A 25647-nucleotide genomic window follows, 5' to 3' on the forward strand; every position below is an offset into this window, starting at 1 on the left:
CCACTCCACGAGTTCCTCCGCCCGTGCCTCGTCCAGTAATTCGCCGGGCCGCCTAATGACGAGCTTGTATGCTTTGCGGTCGGGCCAGTGACCGCCGTTGCCGCGCGGCACCGTGCGGATGGAAAGAGGTCAGGGCCTCTTTTAGGATTGAAACGATGTGGCCAGCCGCACAGTGTCGCCGCGCAGTTCCAGGTGCCCAGTGTCCACTCCATGCTGCAGCCCCTCATTCAGGCGAGCCGTGATGCCAGCAGTGCGCCGCCTCCCGCCGAAGGTCTGGATCGTTTCCCGATGCAGCTCACTCACTCCGATGCCGCCTGTCGCACTCACGATATCCACCATCGCATTCCGTAGTTCCACAACGCTGATGTGCTCGGGCTTACGAACGATCTCAGCGTCATTAGACCGAAAGATCCTCCAAGTGCGCCGATCCACCGTGGCATCCCAAACAAATCCGTCTTCATCAATAACCTGTGTCGACGGTTCGACCAGACGAAGCACGGAGTCCGCACGAGGACCGTTGACCTTATTGAGGCCGAATGCAGCACACACCAGTCTTGCCAGGCGATCCTTGTGCACGGGCCCTTCAGCCGCGACCACAACACCGATGGCGTCACGGACGGCAGCAATGGAACGACGTGAATGCAGGCTGTCAAGGACGTCGGTGCTACCAAATCTCTGGACAGTCCACGGTTCGTAAACCCCTGCATCAACACGTTCTGTCGACAGCGAGGCAAAAGGTTTCCGGATCTCCTCGAAAAGTGGCAAGGTCCCCAAGATGTCCGTGAAGCTGCCGTCCGCATCAGCGGGATCAGATTCGTCAAGGATTCCCGGGCCGGCGATCACCCAGGTGTCCGGCTCTGCCGTCAGTTCGTCCGAAACCTCGTCTGCGGCTTCCCGCAAGGAAAGTTCCAGCCGGTCGAGGACAGCCTCGCTGTCCGAAAGCCAGGCCGGCAACCAGACGCGCTCCACCGAAGGCCACCGCATCATCCGCGTCAGGACATCCCTGGGCAACCCGTCCCGGTCGCCCGCGGTCCGGCGTGCAGCCCAGGCCGGACCGTCCAACAATATGGCCATCAGCTGGCGGGACGGGTCTTCCGCCAACGCAACGCTCAAATCCACCTTGAAATCGGACAATCCCACATCCGAGACAACCACGAACCCGCGGTCCCGCAACGCGTCGGCTATCTCTTCCCGGTGCAGGTCAATACTGGCGGCGCGGCGCCCGTCATATGGCAGCGCAGCGGTCCCCTGCTCGGCCAGATCGAGGTATGACCGCAAATGCTTGATGCCAACAGAGCTGGTTTCCTCGGAGCGCAGATCGGCCGGGTTGAAGCTGGAGAAGACAATAACTTGCCGGCGTGCACGGGTGACAGCAACGTTGAGGCGCCGTTCCCCGCCAGACCGGTTCAAGGGACCAAAGTTCAGCGGCAGGTATCCCTTGTCATTCTTGCTGAACCCCGTCGAGAACAGGATGACGTCCCGCTCATCACCCTGCACGTTCTCGAGGTTCTTGACGAACAGCCCCTCTGAATCCTCGTCCAGGGCAGCGACGATACGCGGATCCTCGGTGTCGCGCAGCAGCCCTTCGATCAGTGCACGTTGCTGCAGGTTGAACGTCACCACACCTACGGAGGGAGTCCCCGCCGGATCAGCATCAAACCTGCGGCGGATCTCGGCCACCACGGCAGCGGCCTCCACCGGGTTGGTACGAAGGAACTTGGACGGTCCCGAGCGGTGGAACTGGCCATCCACGCGGACAAAGTTCACGCCATGCCCCCGGACACCCGCATTCGCAGCGCCGTGGGACGGGCCCGGGAACGAGGAAAGCTTGCTGTCGTAGTACTGCTGGTTGCTAAAAGCAATCAGCGATTCGTCCTGGCTCCGGTAGTGCCAGGACAACCACTGCCGCGGCACCCGCGCTTCCACGCACTCGGAAAGGATCGACTCCATATCCTCCACCACGGAGATCTCGGCGTCGCCGTCGCTGCCGGCGTCGGAGGAGATTTCCGCAAACGACGTGGGCGGCATCTGCTTGCTGTCACCCACCACCACTACGGACGCACCGCGGCCCATGGCACCCACCGCGTCAGCTACCCGGATCTGTGAAGCTTCATCGAACACCACGATGTCAAACAGACCGGCCCTGGCCGGGAAGAACCGCGCCACTGAATCCGGGCTGACCAGCGTGCAGGGCATGATCCCCGTGATGAGATCTGCATAGTGTTCCATCAGTTTTCGGACGGACAAGCCACCTCGTTGCCTGGTCAGTTGCCGCTGCAGCTCGCCCATGCGCCCGGAGGTCGACGACGACGAGACCGTACGGGAGCGCAGGACCCCGGCGGCGAGGTTGGTTTTGAGCAGCTGACGTACCGTTTCCGCTCGGCTGGTGAACCGCTCGATGGTGCGCTCGTGCAGGATGGTGTCAAAGTCGCTCAACCCCGTAGCGATGCGCCGTTCGGCCAGCGACCCTTCGGCCAAACCGCGCTCAAAAGCTGCTGCTGCGTCATCGGCCTCCAGCTCGCCGTCGAGGATGGCACTACGGGCGTCCACCAGCCCCGCAGCACGCAGCGGCTCGACATGACGGACCAGCTCGAGCCACCGCGTCAGCGGCACCGACCCCGCCGTATCCAGTCGCCGCGCCACGGACGTTTCCCACCAGCGGGCCAGGAAGCCCCGCCCACCGGTCCACTTACGCAGGTCAGCAGCAACCACACCCTTGATCTGCAGGAATTCTTCCCAGGCCTGCGAAAGCTCCCGCAGCCAGCCGACAACGTTCTGGTGGACGTCCGGGGCGTCCCTCAGGAACGTACGGAGCTCGCTCTGGAAGCTCACGACGTCAGGCTCCGGGGACGGCTGCACCGCCTGCGCGGCCCAGCGAAGCCAGGAAATGCGGTGCTGCAAGTCGGCTTGTGCGTCCGGCGTCAGCGGGTTCCATTGCTGATCCGCAGGAAGCCCAGGCAAAGAGCCCCGCGTCGCCCGCAGGCCGGAGACCTCGTGCTGAACGGCCACCAGTTTCTCCAGCAGCGGCACCAGCTCCTTGTGACGGACTTCAGCTCGAGAAACAAGCACGGGAGACAGTTCGGCGGCCACTGCCAACAGCCGCTTCTTGCGTCCCCAGAACCCGGAAGCGGCGGCCTGCTGCGCGCGACCGAGGATTTCCGGCAGAGGAAGATCCATAGCCTCCGGCGCCACCTGCTCGAGGCCCGGATGTTGGACGGATGCAAAGGCCGTCACCAGTTTCTCCAACTGTTCAGCGTTAACTGACCAGTCGCCGGAGCGGACCACATCCAGGGTCCCCAACGGAACGTTCCGGTCCTGCAACAGCGTAGCGAGAGTCTCGACGTCGGCCGGCGTCTGTGCTGCGTCCAGAACCGATGGCAGTCCGGGGGTTGGCCGCAAGGCGTTCAGCGCCTCGTTGAGGCGACGTCCCAGAGTCAGCAGCTGCTGTTCCTGCTGCTCGCCAACGGCAACAGTGGCGAACCGCCATGGGTGGTCAGGCCCCGGACGGACGGGGTCGGTGAACTCCGGAAGTTCCCGGAGCACCTGCCGGATCGAGTTCAGGGTGGAGTCATTCAAGGACGCTGTCAGTTCAGGGCTGAGCGGAACTGTTGCATGATCAGGTTCATAGGTCAGAGCCTTGGTCCGCGCGCTGTAGAGGGAAAGCTGCGCACCATTCTCTTCGTGGACGTTGTTGGCATAGCGGACCAGTCCACGCCGGGCTGCGGCAAGATCGGTGGAGGCAGTCTCAAGCTGCTGCTTATTTGCAGACAGGCTCAGCTCCAGGGCGTGTTTGATCTGCGCCCTGACCACCGCCGGCTTGCTGCCCTTGTCGTGCAGGTCAAGGGAGAACGGCCCCATCCCGACGTCGTCGAGCCGCCTCTGGACAACATCGAGTGCTGCCCGCTTCTCCGCAACGAACAGAACCCGCTTGCCGTCAGCAATGGCGCGGGTCAGGAGGTTGGTGATGGTCTGTGACTTTCCGGTGCCCGGAGGGCCTTCCAGGACAAACGTCTGGCCGGCGACGGCAGACGCGACTGCCTCCAGCTGCGACGAGTCCGCTGGTATTGGACACTGCGCGGCAAGGGCGTCCAGGTCGACGTCGGACGTGACGGGAACGCCGTCAGAATAGAGCTCCGTCGGGGTGCTGATCAGGTGGTTGACCAGGCTGTTGGCCGTGAATTCCTTCCAGTTCTCGTCAAGGTCCTTCCACAGCCGGAACTTGGCGAACTGCAACATGGACAGGTCCACGGTGTTTTCCACCCGGAAGGCAAGGCCCTTGGCCGAAACGGCCGCCCGGACTGCAGCGAACGCCGCGTCCAGATCGATTCCAGATCCGTCTTCGTCCGGCTCTGCGAGACCCGGGATGCGCAGGTCATGGGACTGCGCCAGCTTCTCAAGTAGACAATAGTTCGGCGTGGACTGGCGCGTCTCATCAAGTGTGACCCGGTACAGACCGTTTTTCCCTGCAGAAGTCAGTTTGACGGGGACCAGAACCAGCGGGGACCGAAGCGCCCGGCCGTCCAGCTCCCACATCAGGCTGCCGATGGCCAGGTAGAGGTTGTTGGCTCCGGTTTCCTCCAACTGGGTCTTCGCCTTGTAGGCGAGCCCGCGCATCCTGGCGTTGTAGCCGTCTTCGCTGACCTCGGCGAACACGGACTTTTTGGAGCTGAGCAGCTCCGCGAGTTCGTCTTGCGGAAGGTCCCTGCCGAAGCGGACGCCGCGCTCCTGGTGGATGGCGCTGATCTGGTTGGACGGAAGCAGGCTGACGGACGTGCCCTTGCTGATGAGGTCCTCGAAGGCGCCCATCCATGCAGTAGGCACTGCGAGTGGAAACCGGGCGGTGTCAGTGAAGTTGATGAGCCTGTTCCGCAGGCTCAGGTCCAGCAGGGCGTTCTTCCACTGGAGCACCCTGGGTGGAACATCAGTTGTGGTCCTGGCCGGTCCCCCGCTTGAGGCTGCTTTCTTCGGCAGCGCCGGCGCAGTCTTGGTTTCCGGGACATAGTTGACCACGGTGTAGGTTCCGGCGTCGGACGTGGTCCGGGCCGGCAGCGGGTAGATGCCATCGAGGCGGGCGCGCCTGATGTCAGTCACCGCGTTGATCTCGTCATTGCCGCTCTCCACATAACGGTTCAGCGGGCTGTTGCGGAGTGCACCCGCCGAGATCGGCTGACTGCCGGTGAGGAGCGTGGTTTCCACGAGGCCGATGAAGCCCCGCTGTACGAGGCTGACCAGCTCGGGCACGTCGTCGGAGGCCGCAGTGCTGAGGCTGCCTTCCTCGCGCCAGTAGCCGAGGAAGGCGTGGCCGTCCACTAGCCAGAGCAGAGGCCTGATGCCGCAGAATTCCAGGGCGGCGGCCAGGACCAGCGTGGTGTCGAGGCACGTGCCAAGACGGTCGTCAAGGACCTGCGCCGGCGTGCGTACCTGCTGGCCTTCAAGGCCCCAGCTGGCGGGTGGCATGCTGTAGCGGATGTCGCGGGCGCTCATGGCCTGGGCGATGGCGAACACGATCTGGTCAACCCGGTCCCCGTCCTCCAGGTACCCGTCGAAGCTGCCGCTGCCGCTTGTTTGCATGAGGATGTCGGCGGCCTCGGACATGAGCTTGGCAATGCTGGGATGGTGCGGTTGCACGTACGCGGCCAGGAACTCGTAGGAGACGAGTCCCCGTCCAGCGATCCACAACTGTGCGGGCAGGAGCGTCAGGTCTGTCTCTGCGCGGCCCAGCTCGGCGACGGCGGCATTGGCGCCGGCCGAGTGGACGGTCACCAGCACCTTTCCCATCTGGCGGTCAGCCAGTTCATACATGGTGGCAGCCTGAACCGGGACGTTGAGGTCATCGAGCGTGATGGTTTGGCCTGCGGCAAGATCCACATACTGCTGGAAGTCGCCGGAGATCCGGCCTGACTGCGCGGAGGCCTCCACCTGGACCACTGCACCACGGATTTCCGCCCCCATGTTGGTGATCTTGACCTGCCTGACGAACCGGAAGCCGTTGTGCGCCATCGCATAGCTCAGGGCATCTGCTGTGGTCACCTCAACCACAACGTGGGCAGCGGATGCAGCCGGTCCAGGGACCGAGGGCTCACCCGGAAGGCTTTCCTCCGGGTGGTCGGACTGCGCGACGGCGGCCGGCAGAGCCTGCTGGTCTTCTTCCGGTTGTTCCCGGTTCGGAGAGGACCGGTTCTGGTACTCGGTAAGAAGCGCAACCAACTTGCTGTGAGTTTGGTCCAGCCCGATCACTTTGACCAGCCGGCCTGCGGTGTCCAGGGCACGGAAGGTATCGGCGTCGTCGAAGGTCTCATTGTGGGCCCACCGGTTCCGTGCCTGGCGCAGCTCGGAGGTATGGCTGCGTGCGTCATGCGGAAGGTTGAAGGGGTAGCCAAGTGAGCCCATGGATTCAGTCATGATGCGCAGCTGCAGGCTGAGATCCGTGGCTGCGTAGGATTGCGCAGCGCGGCCTGCGTTCTCATCCTTGTGCTGAATGATCTTGGTCCATGCCACGCCGGGGGCTACCTCGGAGAGCACTGCTGCGATGTAGGGCTCAAGGCCAACCGCCAAGGCCTCAAGGGCCCGGCCCACATACTCGCGGTTGGACAGACTCATCAAATTCCCCCATCTACGGCACCGGCATCAGTACCGTTATTCAATCAATGCAACCAATCATGGCATCCGGCGCTGACAATCCTGCGTGTCTGCTGGTTCTGGCGCCGCTCAGCGGTCATCAAGCCCGTTAGGTTACGGCCCGGACCAATTGAACCCGCCGGTGTGAGGCCCTTTCGGCCTCACACCGGCTACGGACACGAAGAAGCCGTGCGAACGGCCCAGCGAGCTTTGACCGCGGACGCCGCCGTTCCGCAGCGCCGGTGGGACTGCGACTAAGTGGACTTCCGGCTTACCGTGCGATCCGCCCTTGGAGTTCTTCGTCGATCCTGCGATTGCGCGCGCTGATGAAAGCGTTGCTGAGCCGTAGATACTCGAGGTATTCGTCACGGTCTTTCGGAACAGCCGGTGTGCTGAAGTCGGCGAACGGGTGGAAGAACCGGATTGTCTGGCCGTCATCCTCGACGAGGTCTTCGAGTAAGAAGAATTCGACGTAACCGACGAAATCCCCGAACAGTGCGAAGAAGTCCGCATACCTGAGCAGGACCTCTCCGAGGGGGCTCGGCTCACCGAAATAGTGGCGGCGGATGCACTCGAGAGTCAGATCGAAGCGATCGGCGATCCTCGGGTGGAGCCCGCGTGCACCATTGATAGTCGGTTTTCTGCCGATCCTGTTGCCTGGAAACACGAGCGTGCTTCCGGGGGTGTAGCCGCGGTACTTGGGTAGGCCGTCTTCCGGTATGTCACGGATGACGTTCCAAGCCTTCTTTCGCAGCCTGGTGGTGATCGTGTCGCTGGCCAGGAAGAAAACACCGGACGAGGATCGGTGCACGAGGTACCTGCGGGGTTCCATAGCCAGGTGGAAGTGCTGGCCGGTGGGCAACTCCTTGCTCCACAGCAGTTGGTGGTACTTCCGCAAGGCGGGGCTGAAGGAGTCAGGGTCTTTGCCGGCCGGAGTATCGGAGTGGAAGTCGAAGGTCATCGGTGTCCCTCGAGTTCGATGCGGATTCCACGGCTGTGACTTTCACCAGTCTGAGCGCCCGGAGGTTGCTCCGCGTGCCTCATGGCCACTTCAGTAGGCGCTGTGAGAGCAAGCGCCGGCAATAATCTTTTGTACTTCACTGTTGGAGACCCCCAGATCGTGCATTGTGCGTGCATCGTCTCACGTGGATTCACGGGCAAAACCGGTCTTGATCCAATGCTTCCGTGTTCCTGCGCCAATGCTGAGACATAGTCGCTGGGTCCCTGTAAGCGTTGGGCTGTTGCCTGACCACGGGCAGGCGTGGGGGTACGACGGCGGCAATCGCCTCCCGCCGTCGTCCTTCCTCACGGCCGCCCACCAGAACCTAGCGGCGCACCGGAACCTTCACCTCTTGTCCTTGTGGTTGAAAGTATCGAAGCCCTGCTCCACCAGGTCCTCCAACTGGATCCGGCCCGTGATGCGCGTCCACCAGGATCTTCTCGCTCGGCCCTCCCCCGCCCCGCCGGACAGGTCACCGCGCCGCTGGCCCCGTGATCAGGGCACTCCCGCTGCTGCTTCCGCCGCCGCCAGCGCTTGGGAAAACCGGTCCACCGCGAGCCTGTACCCGCCCGGATTACCTGCGCTTCTCTCGTGGTCGGCGGCGCGCATGGCCCTGAGCATGGCCGAAGTGGCCGGAAGAGAAGTATCCGACATCGCGGGATAGTCGAACTGCAACTGCGGGTCCACCTCGTAGGTGAGCCACCGCCGCTTCAGCAGGTCATGCCGGTCCGCGGTCCTTCCGTATTCCTGCAGATCCGTCAGCGAAAGATTCGCCAATAACATTTCGTCCACGCCTGAAACTTGGGACGCTGTTCGAACTGCCTCACGCTGGCGGCCCAGGGCGTCTTCGGTCCCCAGAGCCAATGGTGTCACGCCCTTTTGGGCGAATTCTGCGTTGAATTGGTAAGCCCGGATCTCCGCCGGGGTCATAAAGTCCATGTCGGCCGGGGATTTCTTGGCGAACTCCCTGACGCCGTAGGGGCTCGCGAAACTGCTGCGGGGCACCGGGTAAAAGTACCTTCCTCCGAAAAACCCCGCCACCGTTGCAAGCCAGAAAACAAGGTCGGGAGCATCGACCGACACTGCCCCGACCGCTGCGCCCACCGTGCAGGCCGCGTGGCCGGTTGTGAAGAGAATTTTGGTCCGGCCCAGCCGGTGTACACGACGGGGACGGTCCAGTTGCTTCTCATGGATTTTCTTGAGTCCCAATGCCCAATCACTGGCGTTGCTCACCAGTCACGCTCCTCAGTAATTCCGGACGGCGCCTGCACCGTCAACTCGGACCCCGGTGGCGTGCTGCTGCGCGACCTGCCGCGGTCAACCCGAACACCGGTGTAGGACTTGACCGTGTACGGTCCCCCTCGCCAAGAATACCTGGGCGGGCTGCCCAGGCTCGCGTGTCATGTCCGGTGTCCCGCGCCCGGAGATCCCCACCGGCCTGGCTGATTCGTGGCGCCGCTCCATCGCCCTGGGAATCAGCCCGGACCACCACAGCCCGCGGCACCTGCACGACGTCGCCGACGTCCTGGAGCTTCGGCGGGAGCACCGGCTGCACCAGGTGATGCCGGCGCTGCACGACCTGCTGGCCGACGATTTCAGTTCCGGCCGGCACCTGCTGGTGCTGACCGACGCCCGCGGCGAGATCCTGTGGCGAGTGGGCAGCCCGGAGGTGCTGCGGCGGGCGGACCGGCTGGAGTTCACCGAAGGGGCCGCCTGCCAGTATCACGGTCGTTTCGTCATCAACGGACGCAACAGCGGGTTCTCAATGCCCTCACGCGGCAAATGCCGATGTAGATGACCTGGCCGTTTATGATTCCTTGGGTGACTCGAAGTGAAAGCTCGGTTGCTCCTACCGCGGCATCACCAGCAAGCCTCGTCCGTTCCATGACGTTAATCTCGTTGAATGAGTCGATTCGAAGCGGTGTCGCCATATGTAATTAATTAAGCGCTTATGACGGGAATTTAAAAGAGCATCATGGAGTTCTTGAACTGGCTTCGCGGGACACTGTCAGGACTTGCCGGGATACTGTCAGCTGAGAAGGCGTCGTGGTGGGGCATTCCGGCCGTCACCGCAGCAGCTACGATCTTGGGTGCCATCGTAGCCTTCACTTCGACTAGAGCCAGTGACAACCGTAAGCAGAAGGCGGAGGATGCCCGCCGCTATGACGAGGAAATTAAAGATCTCGGCAGCAAGTTTCTGACGTACACCGATGAATACAAGAAGAATTCGCAGGATTACAACCGCCTCTCCAAGGCGGCGACATACAGGTCCGTAACTGATGCGAAGACTGGCAAGAGCATGAAGCAAAGTGACATTGCCCTTCGCGACCAGTCCGTCGCACGTCACAAAGCGCATAAGGCCCTCAACAAGCTGTCCTTCGTAGCGCCTGAAAGTCTCCACGGTGTGTGCCGAACGTTGATCGTTGCAGCTATACGGATAGACATGCTGGAAAAGAACGATAAAACCACAAATGATGAATATCGGTTTAGGCGGCGTGCTGTCCTCAACGAGTTGAGAAAGACTATAAAGCTGGAGCCCCTCCCTCATAAGGCACCACTGCGAGCACGTGTGAAACGGCGCATTAAGAACCCAAAGAGCTTCTGGACTGATTTCCAGCAGATCAAAGCAGAGCCGTGAGAAGAAGGAAGCCAAGAAGCTGGCGAAAGAGGCCAAAAACAAGACAACCTAGTGGGACCTCTTCCTCGGTTGCAGGCTGCTACGTAGTCGGGCGCTTTCAGTCACGGTGTCCATGTTAAGTTCCCTGCATCCGACTCACGATGGGTGTTACGGATGGCCGTAAAGAACGATCGTCGACCTGCCGAACAGGAACGTGACGAGAAGCAGCACAAGACGGCCTATGCAACAGCATTCATCACAGTTGTGGGCACGCTCGTTGCAGCCGGCATCGGGTTCGGTGGAGCGGGCTGGGGCGCCCATATCAGCCCCGAGGCGTCGGAAACCACGCAGCTTCGAGAAATCAAGCATCATCAAGGCACAAAAAGAAGGTAAAAGAGGCGCATGGACCAGTTCATCCAGTTCCTGATGCAGGGAGAAGCGCCCTGGTGGTCCGCACTTGTCGGCACTGTCGTGGGTGGCCTCATCACGTATCTAACGACCAAGCACAACGCCAACGAGCAGCGGTTAGCTGATCGCATCAAGGCTGACGATGATCGCTTGATAGCCGACAAGGAGAAATGGCGCACGGAGACTATCGCTCATGTCTCCGACATGCTGGTCGCAAACTATCGACTGCGAAACCACATCTTGGTGTCCCGGCGTGGCATTTTCAAGAAGTACCCAGGAGCACCTGTCGTGGCACCCGAGGAACTGAAGGCGTTTCAAACGGATTTGATGGACACCACTGAAACGACACTGCCAATATTGACCGACTTGCAGCGACAGTGGGCCATACTTCAGATCACCTCAGACGGAGACTTAGCCGAAGCGGCAGGTAACCTCTTCCTTACGCTGAGCGATCACCATCCCGAACTCTCTAGTGCCGAGTTTGAGCTGACGCGGGACAAAGCGTCAAAGGCCGCAGCGCTACTCATGAACGTGGCGAAGCGAGAGCTGGGCTTCCCCTTCGGGTCTAGCACGGGCGTGGTGAAGCAGTTCGGCCAGTAGACAAGTGAAAGAGCACCCAACCGGGTGCTCTTTGCATTGGTGCCGGTCGATTCTTTGCTGGATTGCTTCTTTGTTTCAGCCGCGGCCTTCGCAGCGTCATCCTTGGCTTTAGCCAGGACTATTTGCGGGAGTGCCGCTGCGTGGGTGCAGACTCCTAGTCTCGGCGGCGGCCGATGAGCGGCAACGAGCTGGAATTTCGACCCTTGCCTGTCAGGACGCGCAAATTGAAAGATTCCGGGCCTGTACGCTTCTACTGTGCACGATGCTCTCTTTAACTTCGAACCAAGTGAACCGCCAGCTGAAAGCGCGGGTCCCGCTGACCCCTTAATCCGGGATGACCAGGTCGCAGCGATTCGCGAAGCCTTCGCCGCGGCTGGGATTGACGGCCAAGATCGGCGGCAGGAGATCGCCCAGAGCTGTGTGGTGCGGCCGCTAGCAGCCCTAAGGGACCTCACGGCTGCTGAAGCTCATCGGGTTCTGAAGCGAATCAAAGCAGCTGCGGAGGCAAAGCCGCGCCCGGAAGGCGCTTCCTCCTGGGACCTCAGAGAAGAAGATACCTGGATAGATAAGCTCTGATGGCGCCATAAACGAGCATCAGACCGTTACTGACGTCCCGGCATGGGCACTTGTACGGCGAACGTTCGTCAAGTGCAGGCACCCGTTAAGTGCTGAGAACCGGGGCAGCATCTAATCCGCTGCGAACAGGCATCATCGTCATTCACGGTGCTTCGCTATTCAGGACTCATCCTCCCGGTCGCGGGTATCAAACTCTCCGCCGCAACCGCTGCTGCACCCGCCCTATCGGCGAACCGCTCCGAGAGCGTCTTGACAGCTGTCGCTTCCGGCAGCGCAGCGGAAAACTTTAAGTTGTCGACCATCTCCACAGGAATATGCGGCACTATGTCGTCAAACGAGATCTGCGCGAGCCGCGACAGGTCCACCGCCCCGCGCAGTACCATGACGTCGTTGTACGACTGTCCCTCCGCTCCTCCAAGGCCGGCACGTAGCGTCTCGTTCGCCTTGAGTCCCGCCCAAGTCCAGAAATGGACGTCTTGACCCGACTGTTCAACCACGAGCTCGCCTTTTGAGACCTGATCTGCCCGTGCCTCGCGGACGAGGTCCAGCCGCTCGGTCGCTCGCCGTGACAACGGCACTTCTGGAGTCTCGCCAAGAACCACATCGCGTTGCGCTCGCATCATCTGAAATGACAGCGCCATCGCGTCGCTATGCCACCGGACGTCGCCCTTGTAGGTCGACGGACTGACAACGACTTCGAACCGTTCCCAGTTCACGTGCTCGACACGCCAAGCCCGCCCATTCATGAGGATGGGCTTGGCGTCGAGCTTCTCGGAGCCTTCTCGTGGCAACGCGAGTGGTGAAATGAAGCCAAGTTCCTTGTTCCCGCTGACGACACGCAATTCTTTCTCAGCGTTGAATGAGCTGAGCAGGTCCATAAAGTGTCGGCGGCCGAACGCCTTCTCGGCGGCCGGCCCGATCATCAACAGTCCGCCGTCCTCTACGAGCAAGTCTTCGTCGCACAAGTACTTAAGTACTTCTTCGCCGTCGTCCATCAGTTCCAGGGTTCCCCACCATTCCCGCCAGGTGTTGGCTCCGTAGGCACCTTCCTGCAGCGCAAGCGCAAGCAGCTGCTGCGCGGTGAGGTGCCGCGGGTGTGGTGGTGGCGTGATGGGCTCAACAAAGCCGCGCTTCCACAGCAGCAGAAGCCCTGCGGCCTCGAGGAACGCGTCTGGGCTGGTGGCCAGGAACAATGTGTTTCGCGTCGACCCGGGGCGCCGTCCCGTTCGCCCCAACCTCTGGAGGAACGATGCGACGGTTCTGGGCGCATCGATCTGGACGACGCGGTCGAGGTCTCCTATGTCAATGCCCAGCTCGAGGGTTGAGGTAGCGACAATGACGGTATTCTGAGCTTCGGCGAACGCCTGCTCGGATCTGCGCCTCTCCTCCGCGGAGAGAGATGAGTGGGACACAAACGTCGCCACGCCAAGCGTACGGAGCTCGAAAGCAAGCTGCTCGCTGACGCGGCGTGATTCGCAGAAAACGAGCCGCTTCTCCCCCCGATGAAGTGCCGCAATGATCTTCGCTGCGTTAGCCACCGAGCCGACGTAGTCCAGCAGCACTTCGGGCTCTGGTGCAGATGCCGGGGTTTCCTCGAAGACCACGCGTAGCTCCTGCTTCCCTGGTCCGGCAGCGGTCTCTCCTCCTTGTAACCAACGTCCGATTTCCTGTGGATTGCCAACTGTGGCCGACAAACCGACCCTCTGGATCGGACGCCCAGCTATCCGTTCCAAACGAGCGAGAACTCCAAGCAGGTGCCATCCACGATCAGAGGCCGCGAATGAGTGCAGCTCGTCAACAACGATGGCCTGCAGTCCGGTAAATAGTCTGTCGTGGTCGACCCTCCGCGACACGAGCATCGCTTCGAGCGACTCTGGCGTGGTTAGAAGGATATCCGGCGGATCAGCAAGGATGCGCTTCCGTGCGGTGTCGCCGACGTCGCCGTGCCAGAGCCCGACTCGTCGGCCGAGCCAGTCGCCGTATTTGGTAATACGTGGGTGGAGGTTGTTGAGCAGCGCTCGGAGCGGGGTCACGTAGAGGACGGACAGCCCGCTCCATTGCCTTTGCACCATGGAGGAGAGCAAGGGGAAGACAGCCGCCTCAGTCTTGCCTCCGGCCGTGGGTGCGATGAGCACGCAGTCACCGCCCGAGCGGATGGGCTCGACTGAGGCCGCCTGAAGAGGGCGCAGGCTGGACCATCCCAGAGAGTTGACGACATGGTATTCAATAGCCTCGTCCAGGCCCGAATCGCCTGCCATTGGCTAGAAACCTATGTCGACGTCGTCGACCGAAGACGCGGCGCGCAGGTCACCGCGTGTCTGGGCTTCCCGCTCGACGTCAGTAAGTTCGGAGACGCTAAGAGTGAGCTCGTAATGTTTGCGCGGGTCAAATTCCGGGAACTGATCGACGCGATCGAGTACATCTGCAACCAGCTTCTTGAGGAACACACGAGGAGCCACCCCCGTCCGGCCGCCCAGCTCCCCTGCTACCGCACCTGCAAGGTCAGCGACGTAAGCATCGTCAACAACAGCGTGAATGCGGTCGAACGTCGCGGTCCCCACTGCGTAAATGTCACGAACCCGGCTGCCGAGCTCTACTAGAGATTCCGGTGTGAACCCTTGCAGTCGGATCTGTGCTGCTCGCGGGTTGTCGAATCGCGCGTCGGTTGCGAAGTCCGTCTGCAGCCGCTGGGCGAGTGGAGCCAGCCGCTGGACTCCCTGTTGCCCGTCGTAGAACGCGGGCGTGCCCGTCATAAGGAGGTACAGGCCCGGGTAGCGTCCACTGTCAACTTCGTCCATGAGCTGGCGCAACGCGTTGAGCGACTTCTCGCGCACATCGGACCGCATCCTTTGCAGTGTCTCGACTTCATCCAGGACGAGAACGAGCCCGGCGTAGTCCGAGTCGCGCAGTACCGTCAGGAGCCCTTGAAGGAATCCGAGGGCGCCAAAATGGTCGAGCTCGCCTCGCACTCCAGCGGAACGGCGGGCACTGGCAGACACATGGGGCTGACCACCAAGCCAGGCCAAAAGGGCATCCGCCTCGGCGTTTTCCGCGGCAGCACTCATCTGGCGGTAAGCACGCAGCGCCATGGCGAACGCGGGCGCTTCCTTCGACACCGATGCAAGGCGCTTTTCTAGCAACTCGTCAGTTCGACTCTCGAGGTCAGCGGCGTCAGCGGGGCCGGCTCCTTGAGCATCCTGCCCGAGCACGTACAGCCAACCATCAACGACATCGCCGAAAGCTCCGCTGGCGACAGTCGGCGTCGAAAGGTTTTCGACGACACGCCGGTACACCTTTTCCAGCTTGTACAGCGGCGTCTCGGTCTCTGAAATTTGAATCTCGGCAGTAGCGAAGTTCATCTTCTTCGCGCGCTCGGTGAGCCAACGGGAGAAGAACGTCTTACCGGAGCCGTATTCACCGCGCACCGCCTTAAACTGCGCTGCACCCTGCTTGACTGAACTCAGCTCTTCGTCAATTGCCGCCTTGAAGCTGCCGAGTCCTACGGCCATGACCTCAAGACCCTGTTGGGGCACGGTTCCGCGGCGCAAAGCGTCTATGATTTCACGACGACGTCGAGGACTGATCGCCACATCCGTCATCCTGCGACTCCGAACTGATCCTTGAGCAGATCGACGTCGAGCCGCAGCGTCTCACCGTCACTGTCGTAGGACAAGATGTCGTAGCCCTCAACGTTCAACAAACGTTTAACCACGGCCAGCCCTTGTCCTATTGAGGCGTAGGGCAGCCCGGCGGCGGACGCTACTGTCTCCTGGTGCGCTCGCCCACCTCGATCAATTAAGGTGCGCAGCACCGCCTCCACAAGCGGCGCTGCTCCTGCTGCTGCACGCCCGGCGAGCCTCATTTGGGCGCTGTACACCTTCGAAGCAAGTACTCGTTTAAGGAGGTCAGTCGCAGGCGCCACCTCGGGAGCTCTTGGCTCCTCCAATTCGAATAACGTGAACGCTGATTCCTTGGCCGCGGGCTTTTTGCGGGACTTCTTCGCGGGAGCGGCCGTAGGCGCCGGCAATGTCTCGAGGACCGGATCATTCCACCAGGCCGGCGCCTGAGGTGGGGCCGGCTCCCAGCCTTCCGGCGCGGTCTGCGCCAGTGACCGCTGGTACACCAGTACTGGGACGGTCAGCTCGGCCAGTGACGCACCGCCATGGTAGCCGGCCCTGGCAGGCCCGAACCGCGCGTCATCACGCCACAGCAGTACTGCTTCGCCGGCGTCGAGCGCAACACGCGGTCCGCTGACCAGTACCTCGCCATCCCGAGGCGGACCTGATGCTGTCGGTCGCCAGCGAGCGTCACCACCCGCCAGCGTGGAAAGCATTTCGGTCTGCCGCTCCACGACGTGGCCATGGTCGGAAGTGAGCACTACGGCGCGTCCAGCGATTGATGCGGCGTTCAGCAGTGCACGCAAGGGTTCCAGGTCTGCCATTACCCATGCCCGGCCAGCGGTGTCGTTCTTATGCGTCGCGTCGTCTATCGCATTGATGACCACGCCGACTACAGGGACGCTTGGGTCTGCAATCGCCGAGGCGACACCTTCCTCTAATTGAGATCCCCCGGCAGCGCGCAACTCGCCCTTATGGAACATCCTCGCGCCAGGGAATGCCATTGCGATGCCGGCCTTCTCCGTTGCCGAATTTCCGTTGCGAATTTCGCCGCACAACAGGCTTGTGCGCGAGATCCCCGTCATCGACGGCAGCGCGGCCACGGCAGCAAGCCGGCGCTTCGACGAGGGTACCCATTCCACGAGACCCGAACGACCTACCTCGGTGGCGAGATCGATGGCTACTGCGGCGCTCATCCCGTCCAATACCACTAGAAGCACCCCGCCGTGGGACTTCCAGGGGCCAACGACGGCGCGTAGAACATTTTCGATTCCAAGCGCTGGTCCATTGCTCAAGACTTCGGCGATGGAATGCTCGGCGGGCGAATCCCCCAGGTGTGCCGCGGCTACCTCATCACGCCGACGGCGGCGGGCGCGTGCCCGCTCAATTAGCCTCCCGTAGGCAGCGCCCACCTCGGCATCTGACGAGCCGCTCCACAACACGCCGATCGCGGCGTCCACCCACGCGCCATCGTCAAGTTGTCTCTGCAGATCTGCCGCGAGACTGTGCAGCTCTGACTCCGGCGATGCCAACCATCGGGAAAGCCGCACGGCCATCCGCGGCGCAAGATCCTGACCAGCTAGGGTGGCCTCACGGTGGTCAAGTACCGCCGCCAAGGCTTCCTCAGCACCGGAACCGTCATCGAGTGCCTTGCCAAGCGCCCGTAACCGACTGATGAATCCGGGACGCAGGATCGCCGACTGGTCAGCCCCGCCGGGCCAGCCAAGATTTTCGCGGAGCAGGGCCTCGGCCTGGTCTAGGACCACTCCCAGCCGCCCTTCAGGATCGCCCTCCCGCGACAGGCGTAGAACAGCAGCAGCCGAGGTGTTGGCAATTTCCCGTGCCTGCAGCGGGGTAATAGATCTGCCGCCCGCGTATCGCTCGAGCAACCGGGTGCGGGCTGCAACCTGCTCCTCAGTAAGATCCCCGGGGGGATGAGGCCACAGCACATCGATGGCCAGCCCGAGCGCGAGAGGCTTAACGAGCCCGGAAGGCGCTGCGGCGGTGCGCAGCGCGAACCCGGCGGCAGTGCCGTACTCCTGCTCAGCCCACTCGACCAGGTGGCCCTGCAATTTCTGATCCACAGCAGCCCAGGATGCCCGGGACTCACTGCTCAACGCACTGAGGATGACAACCCCATCGAGGTCACCTGAGCCGATCTCCAGCAGGTGTGCGAGCAGGCCGCCGATGGCATGCCCGGCGCTCACGGCCAAGTCAGGCGACGGCGACCATCCTCCAACAGGCTCGTGGTCAAGCAGAGCCGTAGCTGCCCATTCCAGCCGGCGCAGCTCGCGACTGACTTCCCGCGCTCCGCCGAAGAGAGCCGGGATACTCCCCCACTCATCAGGGTCTTCGACTTGCTGCCGGTAGGCCCGGGCCAGCACCGTGTCGCCAAGGTCGGCGCGCGGCCGGTCGGTCAGCACTACCAGGTACTCGTCGTCCGCTTGAGCAGCGTAGGCGTCAAGTATCGCGAGCTGGGAGATACCCTCAACGACCCTCACGCTCTGACCATCGACAGCCAAGGTACCGCCGTGCCAGCGCGGCTGAGCACGCATTACGAGCACCCGCGCGTCACCACCCTTGCTGATGAGCTCAGCAGCACGCGACCGCACCAACGCCTCAGAAACGGCAACGGCGCGGGTCGGCTCGCTTGCAATGCTGATCACTCCCACCTCCAACTCACCCGTAGTTTCTTGCCCTCGACTGGATTGGCAAGTTCCTCGCTGATCTTCTGCCCAATCGCTTGAACCTCAACCACGCGGGCGACAACCTGGCTTTTTTCACTGAGTCGCTGCCGTTCGCGTTCCTCCTCCTCAAGAAGGATTCGGTTGAGCTCGGCGAGTTTCCGGTGAATTTCGGCCTCTCGCTCCTCCTGCTCCCGACGCTGGGCATCGAGAGACGCTTGCTCCTGCTGCAACTCTGCCTCACGAGCCGCGCGCTCTGCAGCCGCTTTGCGGTCAGCCTCGTCCCGCTGCCTTTGAGCTTCCTCCCGAGCATGCCGTTCTGCTTCCTCCCGACGGCACCGCTCAGCTTCATCCCGTTGGCGGCGCTCAATCTCGTCGGGGTCCTCAAGCAGAGCCTCTGTCGCTGCGTGCGCTGCAGCTTCAAGGGCCGGTTTGAGCGGGGCATGCAGCTCCGCTTGGGATGCGGCCTCGCGCAGCTGAGCCAGCGCCTGGGCGGCGCGCTCGCCACCCAGCGAGGGCAGCTTGTCGATGAGCCCCCAGTTCGCACCACGGATGGCAGCCACAATGTCACCCGCAGCGCTGATTGATTTCGCTATGGTTTGCGGCTCGGCTGGCAGGTCGAACTGGGCAAGGGCCTCGATCCTCGCCACCGGCCCGTTGGCCGCGGAAAGGACGGCGATTAAGTCCCGCGCGCGCTTAATGCTCTGCCATCGCGGTGCAATTTCGGTGAGTCCAAGTGTCTCAAAGTGCGCGGTCAGCTCCGTCGCCGCGTTCTCGGTAGCCTGGACCGCCGGACGGACCCTGCTCACTAGCCCGTCACTGACGCGTTCCACGGCTGCTGTCGATAGGTGATACTCGTCTGCGCCCACTCCGAAAAGTGTTTTAGCACGAGTAAGCGCGATTTGCCACTCCTCCTCCGACGGCAGCAGGGGCTCACGCAGCAGCATGTCCGGAGCCAGGCCACCGATTCCAGGCTCAGCCGTGCGTGCCCCGGCCCGGTGCCACTCGCGGTCGGTGATCTTGGCCCATGCCAGGACCAGGAGGTCCATGGTGTCCATCGTCATGCCACGCTCGGCCAGCAAACCGCGCAGGGTTCCGACTGTCACATCGCCAGTGCCCGCGGCGCGGGTGAACTCATCAAAGAACGCAAAGTGCTGTGCATCAAGCGCGTAAGTGGTTTCGCGCAGTGCACCTATGCCATAAGCGGTCACTAGGCGGCGTACACGGGTTCCGGCAGCCCGGTCGACATTGGGCAGCCGACCTCCGGCGTCCACGGCTTTGCGTGCCAGTTCCAGAACGGCGTTGAGCTCCGCTCTGCGGACCTCCTCCATGCCACGCTCAATCTCCGGGTGCTTGGGGTACCGGGCAGTCAACGCCGAGCCGAGCACGCTCGTGACGGCATCCCGCAAGGTCGCTACCGAGGGCTGGGTCGCTGTGAACCCGTCAGCAAGGGTGACAAAGTTGGGCCCGGAAACGAAGGTCCCAAGGTTCTCCTCATTTCTAGCGTCCACTCCATAGGCTTGGCGCAGCAGGGCGGCAAGCTGACTGCGCAGCGAGTCACGCTGCCCCGTCAGAAGCCGGCGGGCCGGCTCCCGGTCGCCGACCGGGAGGTTTGCGGCATATTGGTCGAACCGGTCACCGGTCAGCAAGTACTCGAGCTGGACGAGTTTGCCCACGTCCTCCATTCGCTGTGCCGTCAGAAAATGCGGGATCCACGCGATTGTGTCGCTGACCACACCGTCCTGCCGAAGCGTGTACATACGCTCGACATCATCCGACGGTCCGCGGTCATCCATGTCGTCAAAGGGGAAGTCGATCACGAGCTTCCATCGTCCGTCTGAGGCCTTGAGCGCCTCGACAGGGAGGGCGGCCTTGTCCCGGACGTTCCCGAAAACGACGTCGACCGTTCGTTTCTGGCCTCGCCAGATGTGGTCGAGCGCGTACTCGCCCGCGTACGACCCCGTGGTAACGGCGTTGATTTCAGCGATTACCGTGTCACGGATAAGGCGGCGGCGGTTCGCGTGGGAGTCCTCCTGCGTGACATGTGCGAGGATCGCGTCGAAGTCCACGCCGGTCAGCTGAAGGCTGATCACCGGGTCCGCCGTTGAGCCGACCGTAATTTCCGAAAACTTGGCCTGCCATTCAGTGGCCAGGGTCACGACCTGCCCGGACACATTGCCGCCGAACATTGACACGACGCTGCCGAAGTTGAGCGCGGCGAGCTTGGATGCCGTCAGGTCCTTCAGCGACGTGGCCCCCGGGGCGATGGCCGCGACAAGAAGGGTCTTGGCGAGGCGGTCCTCGCGGCGGAACGAGTCGTTGCGGTCGAGGTTTCGGGCGTCCGCGTCGCTGACTTGGTGTTTGTCCAGCAGGTATGGGCGCATCTTTCCACGGTAGAAGGACGATGCGGCCTCAAAGACCTTGACCATGTCGTCGGTCAGAGGCTTGGCGTCGCCGAGCACGATGGCGTCGAACAGGTCACCGACCGGGATGACGTCTCCGACAGTCAGCTCATCACGCCCGCGGTACAGCAGCTCGCTCATGATTTTCAGCGCGGTGCGTTCGCGTTGCATGATCGCCGACAGCGCGACCATGGCGTCCACGAGCGCCGGGGAGAACGGATAAACCTTTTCGAAGTCCACGGCTCCCGAGCCGACTGAATCCGTCAGCAGGTGCTTCCAGTCTGTCGGATTTGCCCGCACCCTTGCAACGGCGGCGGCCAGCGACATTTTGCCGGTCTCGGACGCCGGCGACAGCAGGCGTTTGTTGACGATCTCTGGAAGGTCCGCGGCGGCAAGGGTAATTTTGTCGAATCGATCTTCCCACCACTGAAACGAATCTTCCAGGGCGACTTGCTCTGCGCCGACGTTGCCGCCGCCCAGGAACTCCTTCAGTGCTCGCTGCCGCGCGACGAACGAGATCATCGGGATCGCCATCTGCCCCGAACCGGTTTCGACAAGCTTGGCTACCTTGGAGGTCTCGTTTTGGATGAAAGCCGAGTCGCGCAGGTGGTTGGCGAGCCACAGCACCAGTTCATCAAGAAACAGCACTAAGCCGTCATAGCCGAGCCCTTTGGCATGCTCCGTCATGATCCGGAGCCCCTGATCGATCGGAAGCCAGGCCGAGGTGGAGGTGTAGGCCTCGAAATAAGTCTCTACCAACGTGGCGGCCACCGCCTGCCGGTCCCGTTCGCTTGCGGTGCCAGCGGCCGCCGCGTCCAGCTCCGCCGCCGTCAGCCCTCCCCCGCTCAGGGTCCCCAGCACCGGGTCGAGGTCAGAGGCAAACTTCGAGAAGAACAGCTCATCCCCCATCTGCGCCCGGAGACCCTGCGCGTTCTGGAACAGCAGGTCGCTCTGGTGCAGCACCGGCAGCGTCGCCGTGGGGTGCCTCGCCTTGACAGTGTTGATGTACCCCCCAAACAGGGCACCCTCAAAGGAATTGGCCCCGATGAGGTGATAATCGACCGCGAGGAACTTCCTTGCCAGGACGTCTGAGTGTTCGGCCACGACCGCTTGCAATCCCTGCAGCGCCCGTGCCTGCGGGTTTCCGCTCAGTAGCAAGTGCATCACAGCCATGTAGTGGGACTTACCGGCACCGAACGAGCCATGGATGAACGCCCCTTTGGCGTTGCCCCGGGTAAGCGCGGACTTTACGAGCGTCAGGCCCTCTCCGAACGCCTCGGCGATTTTCTCCGTGACGACGTAGTCCTTGAGGGTTTGCTCGGCGGCCGGCACGCCCTCGTGGATGCGCATGACGAAGTCATCGTCGTGGACTGCCTCGGGTACGTGGATCGCGTCGCGCAGCATCATCGTCAAGGCGCCTGCGGTTGGAGTGCTCATTGGTTGAAATTCCCGTTCATCAGATACTTTGTCCCTCGTCTACTACTGTGTGTGCATCCAAAGTTCATTAGGTGCTACGACGGCGCCCGCGCGTCGCCGCCGGCGGTCGCCACGCGTTGACGTCGTCGCGCGTCAGCTGCAGCTGTGCCAGGAGCTGGTCGATCTGGCTGGTGACCGCTTGGGCTGCACTGGACCCGAACTCCGGTTCCAGCTCCGTGTGCCACTGGTGTAGCCACGGCTCGAGCTCGACCAGCCCGGCAACCATGGGTACCAAGGTTTCGTTCGACGCACCGAGGGCTTGCTGGTTCATGATCTCTCGGACCAGCGCAACCGCCTGGTCTCGGTGACTCCATCCTGCCCAGCCAAGCACAGAGCTGTTATCTCCCTCGCGTCCGACGCCCGGATACAGCACAAACCGCTCCTTGGGCACATCCAGCTTGCCGCGGGCCTTCCAGTACTCAACTTTCTGAAAGTCCGGCGTCGAGTACTTCGGCGGAACCGGGATTTTGACTTCCTCCCCCGCGTCCTCGCGCCGCTGCAGATCCCAGACCGCCTGCCACTCGCGAAACTTCTCCATGCCGGAGGGCTTGAACCGATAGGCCGCCAAGTAGGGAACGGCTTCGACGGGGGCCAAAGACCCGATTACAGCCCCGAGATCTGGTTCAGGATTGCCCGTTAGCACTCGGACCAGCTCAGCCAGGCCCTCTTCGCTCCGTAATAGGTCCGCCAGCTGGGCAACCGAACGGGTACTGGGCCCTTGGAGATCCCGCCACAGCTCGGGGTCCTCAAGTCGGTCTAGAATCGCCGCCTCCAATGCCTCCCGGAGCTGCTTGTCCCACGGGACAGTCGCCCACCGGCGCTTGTACTCCGGGCGCTCAAGCAGACGAATGCTTCGGTCCGACTCTATGAGCGCAAGCCGCTTTTGCACGAGCGCTCGGTAGTCCGCGGGCCATTCCAAGGGGACTTCGCGCACCGGAATCGATCCGTGCCTCTCGAACCAGGCGGCCCCATCTTCGCCTTCCTCGATGCTTTGAGCCAGCGCGATTTCGAATGCCCGCTCTCCCAGGGAGATCTTGTCGACAGACCAACCGTCATACGTCATCGGCTCGTCCACGAGGCCGTAAATCTCGTACGTTTCCCAATCCAGCTCCTCCTGTTCGAACACTAGACGTTTACGAAACATCGACCACTGTTCATAGGCCTGAACCAGCGCGTCTTCAGGCTCTTCACCCTTGACACTTCCCCTGCCCCAGTCGGCCACGACGGCACGTGGAGCCAAGGAGTCCAGCGCCCTCGCTAGCCCGTCAATCAATGTCGATCGCCGCCCAGGCAGCACCGCCGGCAACGGGAACTGTCCTACTTTGGTGCCATTGAACTGGTAGAAATCCTCCCAAGGGATGGTGGTCTGACGGGCGCCATTAGAATCAACACTAGAACCCTTGTTGTGCGCCACCTGCTTCAGCCAGAAACACGCCACCGAGCTGTTGAGTATGCCGAGCAGCTCGAGGTGCTGCGCCTCTGTCGCACCGTCCGGCAGCTTGATCACGGGCGCCGTCTGTTTGAACACCTTCGCTCCGCGGTCGAGCACGAAGTGGTTATGCGTCGCTACCTCCGCGAGGGTGATGGCCGGTCCCTCAACGCGGTCGAGGCCGATTTGATGCCACTCCCACCAAGTGCGCCCTTCTTGGCGGTACGTGTTCTTGGAAAACGTTGCTCTGTTCCAAGCCTCAGTGCGAACGGGCCACACCCACCTATACGCGCCAGGGAAATCATGGATGTCGAGCAACTCCCGCGAGTTGTACGGAAAAAAGACATGATCACCACGGTTGATGCCATGGTCACGGACAAGGTCTCCCGTCACCAGGCAGCGGACAAGGTCGGTCTCGACCCCCCTCCTAGCAAACGCATCACGCGGCGCCAGAAAGGCGTCGTCGATATTGGTCATCCCCATCACTCCGACGAGCCGGACTGCCGCCGCAAGCTTTTGAGCGGCCCCGTCTTCGAGAACCTTTTTCAGGTCACTGGCACCACCGCCGCTGAGCGACCACGGGAACGTGGAAAAGATTTGGCTGGAAAGGTCGCTTACCGAGACGTACAGGCCCTCGAATCCAGCGTGATCGATGTGCTCGATGATCTCGGTCCAGACGAAACCCTTCGACGGATCCTTCGGCCGGCCCGGCTCACCGCGGACGCCGAGGACCGCCCGGACCTCGCCCGCGACAGGTCGGCGTCGCCGTCCGATGAGGATGACGGTCGGCGTGCCGTGGCCGGGAATGTAGGCGCCCGAGGTGTCGATGACGTGGGTCAGGTCGACGGGGTTGTCGAGGTGGTATCCGGCGAAGAGGTCCTCGATGAGCTTTTTGCCGAACTCCCGTTTCATGAACGAGTTGGACGTGATCTGCCCGACGTGCCCGGCGCCTTGCCCTGCTCCGCCCTGGATCGCGAGACGGAAGAACAATTCCATGAACGGCACCGACAGCGCATACTTCCCGGCCGCCGTCTTGTAAGCCTCCCGATAGGCTTGGTTGAGGACTTTGTCTTTGACCGTGATGTAGGGCGGGTTTCCCACGACGACGTGGTACCGCCCAGGTTTGAGAATGTCGGTGTATTCGCCGAGGTCCTCGGTGGAGTAGGTATAGGCGTCCTCACCGAAGAGGGCATTAGTGACGCCTTGTTCCCCCAGGAGCGAGTCCCCGATGGCCAGATGGAACCCCCACTCCTCCAGCCCGACCAAAGACTTCTCGCCCGCGGCCAGGATCCCCGCGACCGTGAGACGGAAACGGGCAATAGCCACGGCAAAGGGGTTCAGGTCCACGCCATGGATGGAGTCCATCGCCTTGCGGACCCGCTGCCTGGGATCCATGCCGGGGGCCTCGGCAGCCCACTGTTCGTTGAGGCGCTCGAAAGCCCCGAGCAGGAAGTGACCGGATCCGCAGGTAGGGTCGATGACCTTGAGTCCGTCGACGCCGAACTCGGCGATCGCGGGCGTCAGGGTGCGGTCGAGGATGAATTCTTCAACAAACACCGGCGTCTGCAGCAGCGCGTAAGTTTTCTTCGCATGATCCGACAGGTCCTGGTACAGGTCACCCAGGAAACGGGTGTCCAGATCCGGGTCGGTGAAGTCATGCACCAGCACGCCGTCGCCGCGAGTGCGGCGCCAGAAGCCAACGAGCCCCTTAGCGGCCTCGGCGCTGATCTCCGCGGTCCAAACCGGATTATGCCGGGGATCGACAAGAGCTGCCCCGGCGGGCTGGGCAGCCAGCACCCGGAACGACTGTTGCAGCCAGTCACGGTCATGATGACTTCTGTTGACGCGAAAATACGCAGTCTGGTTCTCCCGGGCGCGGAGGACCCGGTCACCAGGCCCGGCGATCCAGCTGACCGGGACCGGCACGCCGTCCAGGACGGCACCCATGAGCAGATCGTTGTCCTCACAGAACCGGACAAACGTCGTCGCAAGAACCCATGCGACAGCCGCCTGATCAACCTCGTTGTCCCGCCACACCGACCACGACAGACCCGTGCGCTCACGCTTCACCGCCTCCGCATGCTCACGCTGCAAGGCAGCGCCCCACACGGTGCCTGGGTCATCGGCCCGCGACTTCAGGTCAGCCTGCAACACCCGCAACTGAACCTTGAGATCGGAAAGAAGGGCGGAAGAGTCAATCATGAACGGTCTCCGGAACGC

12 protein-coding genes are annotated in these 25647 nt (G+C 62.4%); 4 read left to right on the forward strand and 8 right to left on the reverse strand.

The genetic code is table 11. The features are described from left to right. Positions 1-141: 141 nt before the first annotated feature. The 3 genes from QF038_RS15220 to QF038_RS15230 all read right to left on the reverse strand — a co-directional run bounded on the left by QF038_RS15220 (position 142) and on the right by QF038_RS15230 (position 8851). The gene (locus tag QF038_RS15220; RefSeq protein ID WP_307610899.1) at positions 142-6600 is read right to left on the reverse strand and encodes a DUF3320 domain-containing protein; all 6459 of its coding nucleotides are present in this window, start codon (positions 6598-6600) and stop codon (positions 142-144) included. 289 nt (positions 6601-6889) lie between these two features. Beyond that, positions 6890-7579, reverse strand: coding sequence for a hypothetical protein (locus tag QF038_RS15225; RefSeq protein WP_307610901.1), 690 nt, complete (start codon positions 7577-7579; stop codon positions 6890-6892). 534 nt (positions 7580-8113) lie between these two features. Further along, positions 8114-8851: a hypothetical protein gene (locus QF038_RS15230; RefSeq protein WP_307610903.1), complete on the reverse strand. Its 738-nt coding sequence runs from the start codon at positions 8849-8851 to the stop codon at positions 8114-8116. Between the two features lie 169 nt (positions 8852-9020). Here QF038_RS15230 and QF038_RS15235 point away from each other — a divergent pair, with 169 nt between their 5' ends. The 4 genes from QF038_RS15235 to QF038_RS15250 all read left to right on the forward strand — a co-directional run bounded on the left by QF038_RS15235 (position 9021) and on the right by QF038_RS15250 (position 11243). Then, positions 9021-9416, forward strand: coding sequence for a hypothetical protein (locus QF038_RS15235; RefSeq protein ID WP_307610905.1), 396 nt, complete (start codon positions 9021-9023; stop codon positions 9414-9416). Between the two features lie 177 nt (positions 9417-9593). Continuing rightward, positions 9594-10256: a hypothetical protein gene (locus QF038_RS15240; RefSeq protein WP_307610908.1), complete on the forward strand. Its 663-nt coding sequence runs from the start codon at positions 9594-9596 to the stop codon at positions 10254-10256. A 153-nt stretch (positions 10257-10409) separates the two neighbouring features. Further along, entirely contained in the window at positions 10410-10628 is a 219-nt protein-coding gene (locus QF038_RS15245) for a hypothetical protein (RefSeq protein ID WP_307610910.1), read from the forward strand. Between the two features lie 9 nt (positions 10629-10637). After that, positions 10638-11243, forward strand: a complete 606-nt coding sequence (locus QF038_RS15250; protein WP_307610912.1) for a hypothetical protein — start codon at positions 10638-10640, stop codon at positions 11241-11243. 731 nt (positions 11244-11974) lie between these two features. Here QF038_RS15250 and QF038_RS15255 read toward each other — a convergent pair. The 5 genes from QF038_RS15255 to pglX form a co-directional block, all read right to left on the reverse strand. Beyond that, positions 11975-14077: a DEAD/DEAH box helicase gene (locus QF038_RS15255; RefSeq protein WP_307610914.1), complete on the reverse strand. Its 2103-nt coding sequence runs from the start codon at positions 14075-14077 to the stop codon at positions 11975-11977. Between the two features lie 3 nt (positions 14078-14080). Further along, positions 14081-15409, reverse strand: coding sequence for a BREX system ATP-binding protein BrxD (gene brxD / locus QF038_RS15260; protein ID WP_307610916.1), 1329 nt, complete (start codon positions 15407-15409; stop codon positions 14081-14083). Between the two features lie 5 nt (positions 15410-15414). Then, on the reverse strand, positions 15415-18102 hold the full coding sequence (gene pglZ / locus QF038_RS15265; RefSeq protein WP_307610919.1) for a BREX-2 system phosphatase PglZ: 2688 nt from the start codon (positions 18100-18102) through the stop codon (positions 15415-15417). Continuing rightward, positions 18099-21959 carry a DUF6079 family protein gene (locus tag QF038_RS15270; RefSeq protein WP_307610921.1) on the reverse strand — a complete coding sequence of 1287 codons (3861 nt, stop codon included), beginning with the start codon at positions 21957-21959 and terminating at the stop codon, positions 18099-18101. The genes pglZ and QF038_RS15270 overlap by 4 nt, the downstream gene beginning before the upstream one ends. Before the next feature lie 67 nt (positions 21960-22026). After that, complete coding sequence (gene pglX / locus QF038_RS15275; protein WP_307610923.1) at positions 22027-25629, reverse strand: BREX-2 system adenine-specific DNA-methyltransferase PglX; 3603 nt, start codon at positions 25627-25629, stop codon at positions 22027-22029. Between the last annotated feature and the right edge of the window lie 18 nt (positions 25630-25647).

Source organism: Pseudarthrobacter sp. W1I19 (genome assembly GCF_030817835.1).
GTDB lineage: Bacteria > Actinomycetota > Actinomycetes > Actinomycetales > Micrococcaceae > Arthrobacter.

Coding starts and splice junctions, on each gene's coding strand:
- QF038_RS15220 (WP_307610899.1), bottom strand. CDS start 6,600: ATGAGTCTGTCCAACCGCGAGTATGTGGGCCGGGCCCTTGAGGCCTTG.
- QF038_RS15225 (WP_307610901.1), bottom strand. CDS start 7,579: ATGACCTTCGACTTCCACTCCGATACTCCGGCCGGCAAAGACCCTGAC.
- QF038_RS15235 (WP_307610905.1), top strand. CDS start 9,021: ATGTCCGGTGTCCCGCGCCCGGAGATCCCCACCGGCCTGGCTGATTCG.
- QF038_RS15240 (WP_307610908.1), top strand. CDS start 9,594: ATGGAGTTCTTGAACTGGCTTCGCGGGACACTGTCAGGACTTGCCGGG.
- QF038_RS15245 (WP_307610910.1), top strand. CDS start 10,410: ATGGCCGTAAAGAACGATCGTCGACCTGCCGAACAGGAACGTGACGAG.
- QF038_RS15250 (WP_307610912.1), top strand. CDS start 10,638: ATGGACCAGTTCATCCAGTTCCTGATGCAGGGAGAAGCGCCCTGGTGG.
- QF038_RS15255 (WP_307610914.1), bottom strand. CDS start 14,077: ATGGCAGGCGATTCGGGCCTGGACGAGGCTATTGAATACCATGTCGTC.
- QF038_RS15270 (WP_307610921.1), bottom strand. CDS start 21,959: ATGAGCACTCCAACCGCAGGCGCCTTGACGATGATGCTGCGCGACGCG.
- pglX (WP_307610923.1), bottom strand. CDS start 25,629: ATGATTGACTCTTCCGCCCTTCTTTCCGATCTCAAGGTTCAGTTGCGG.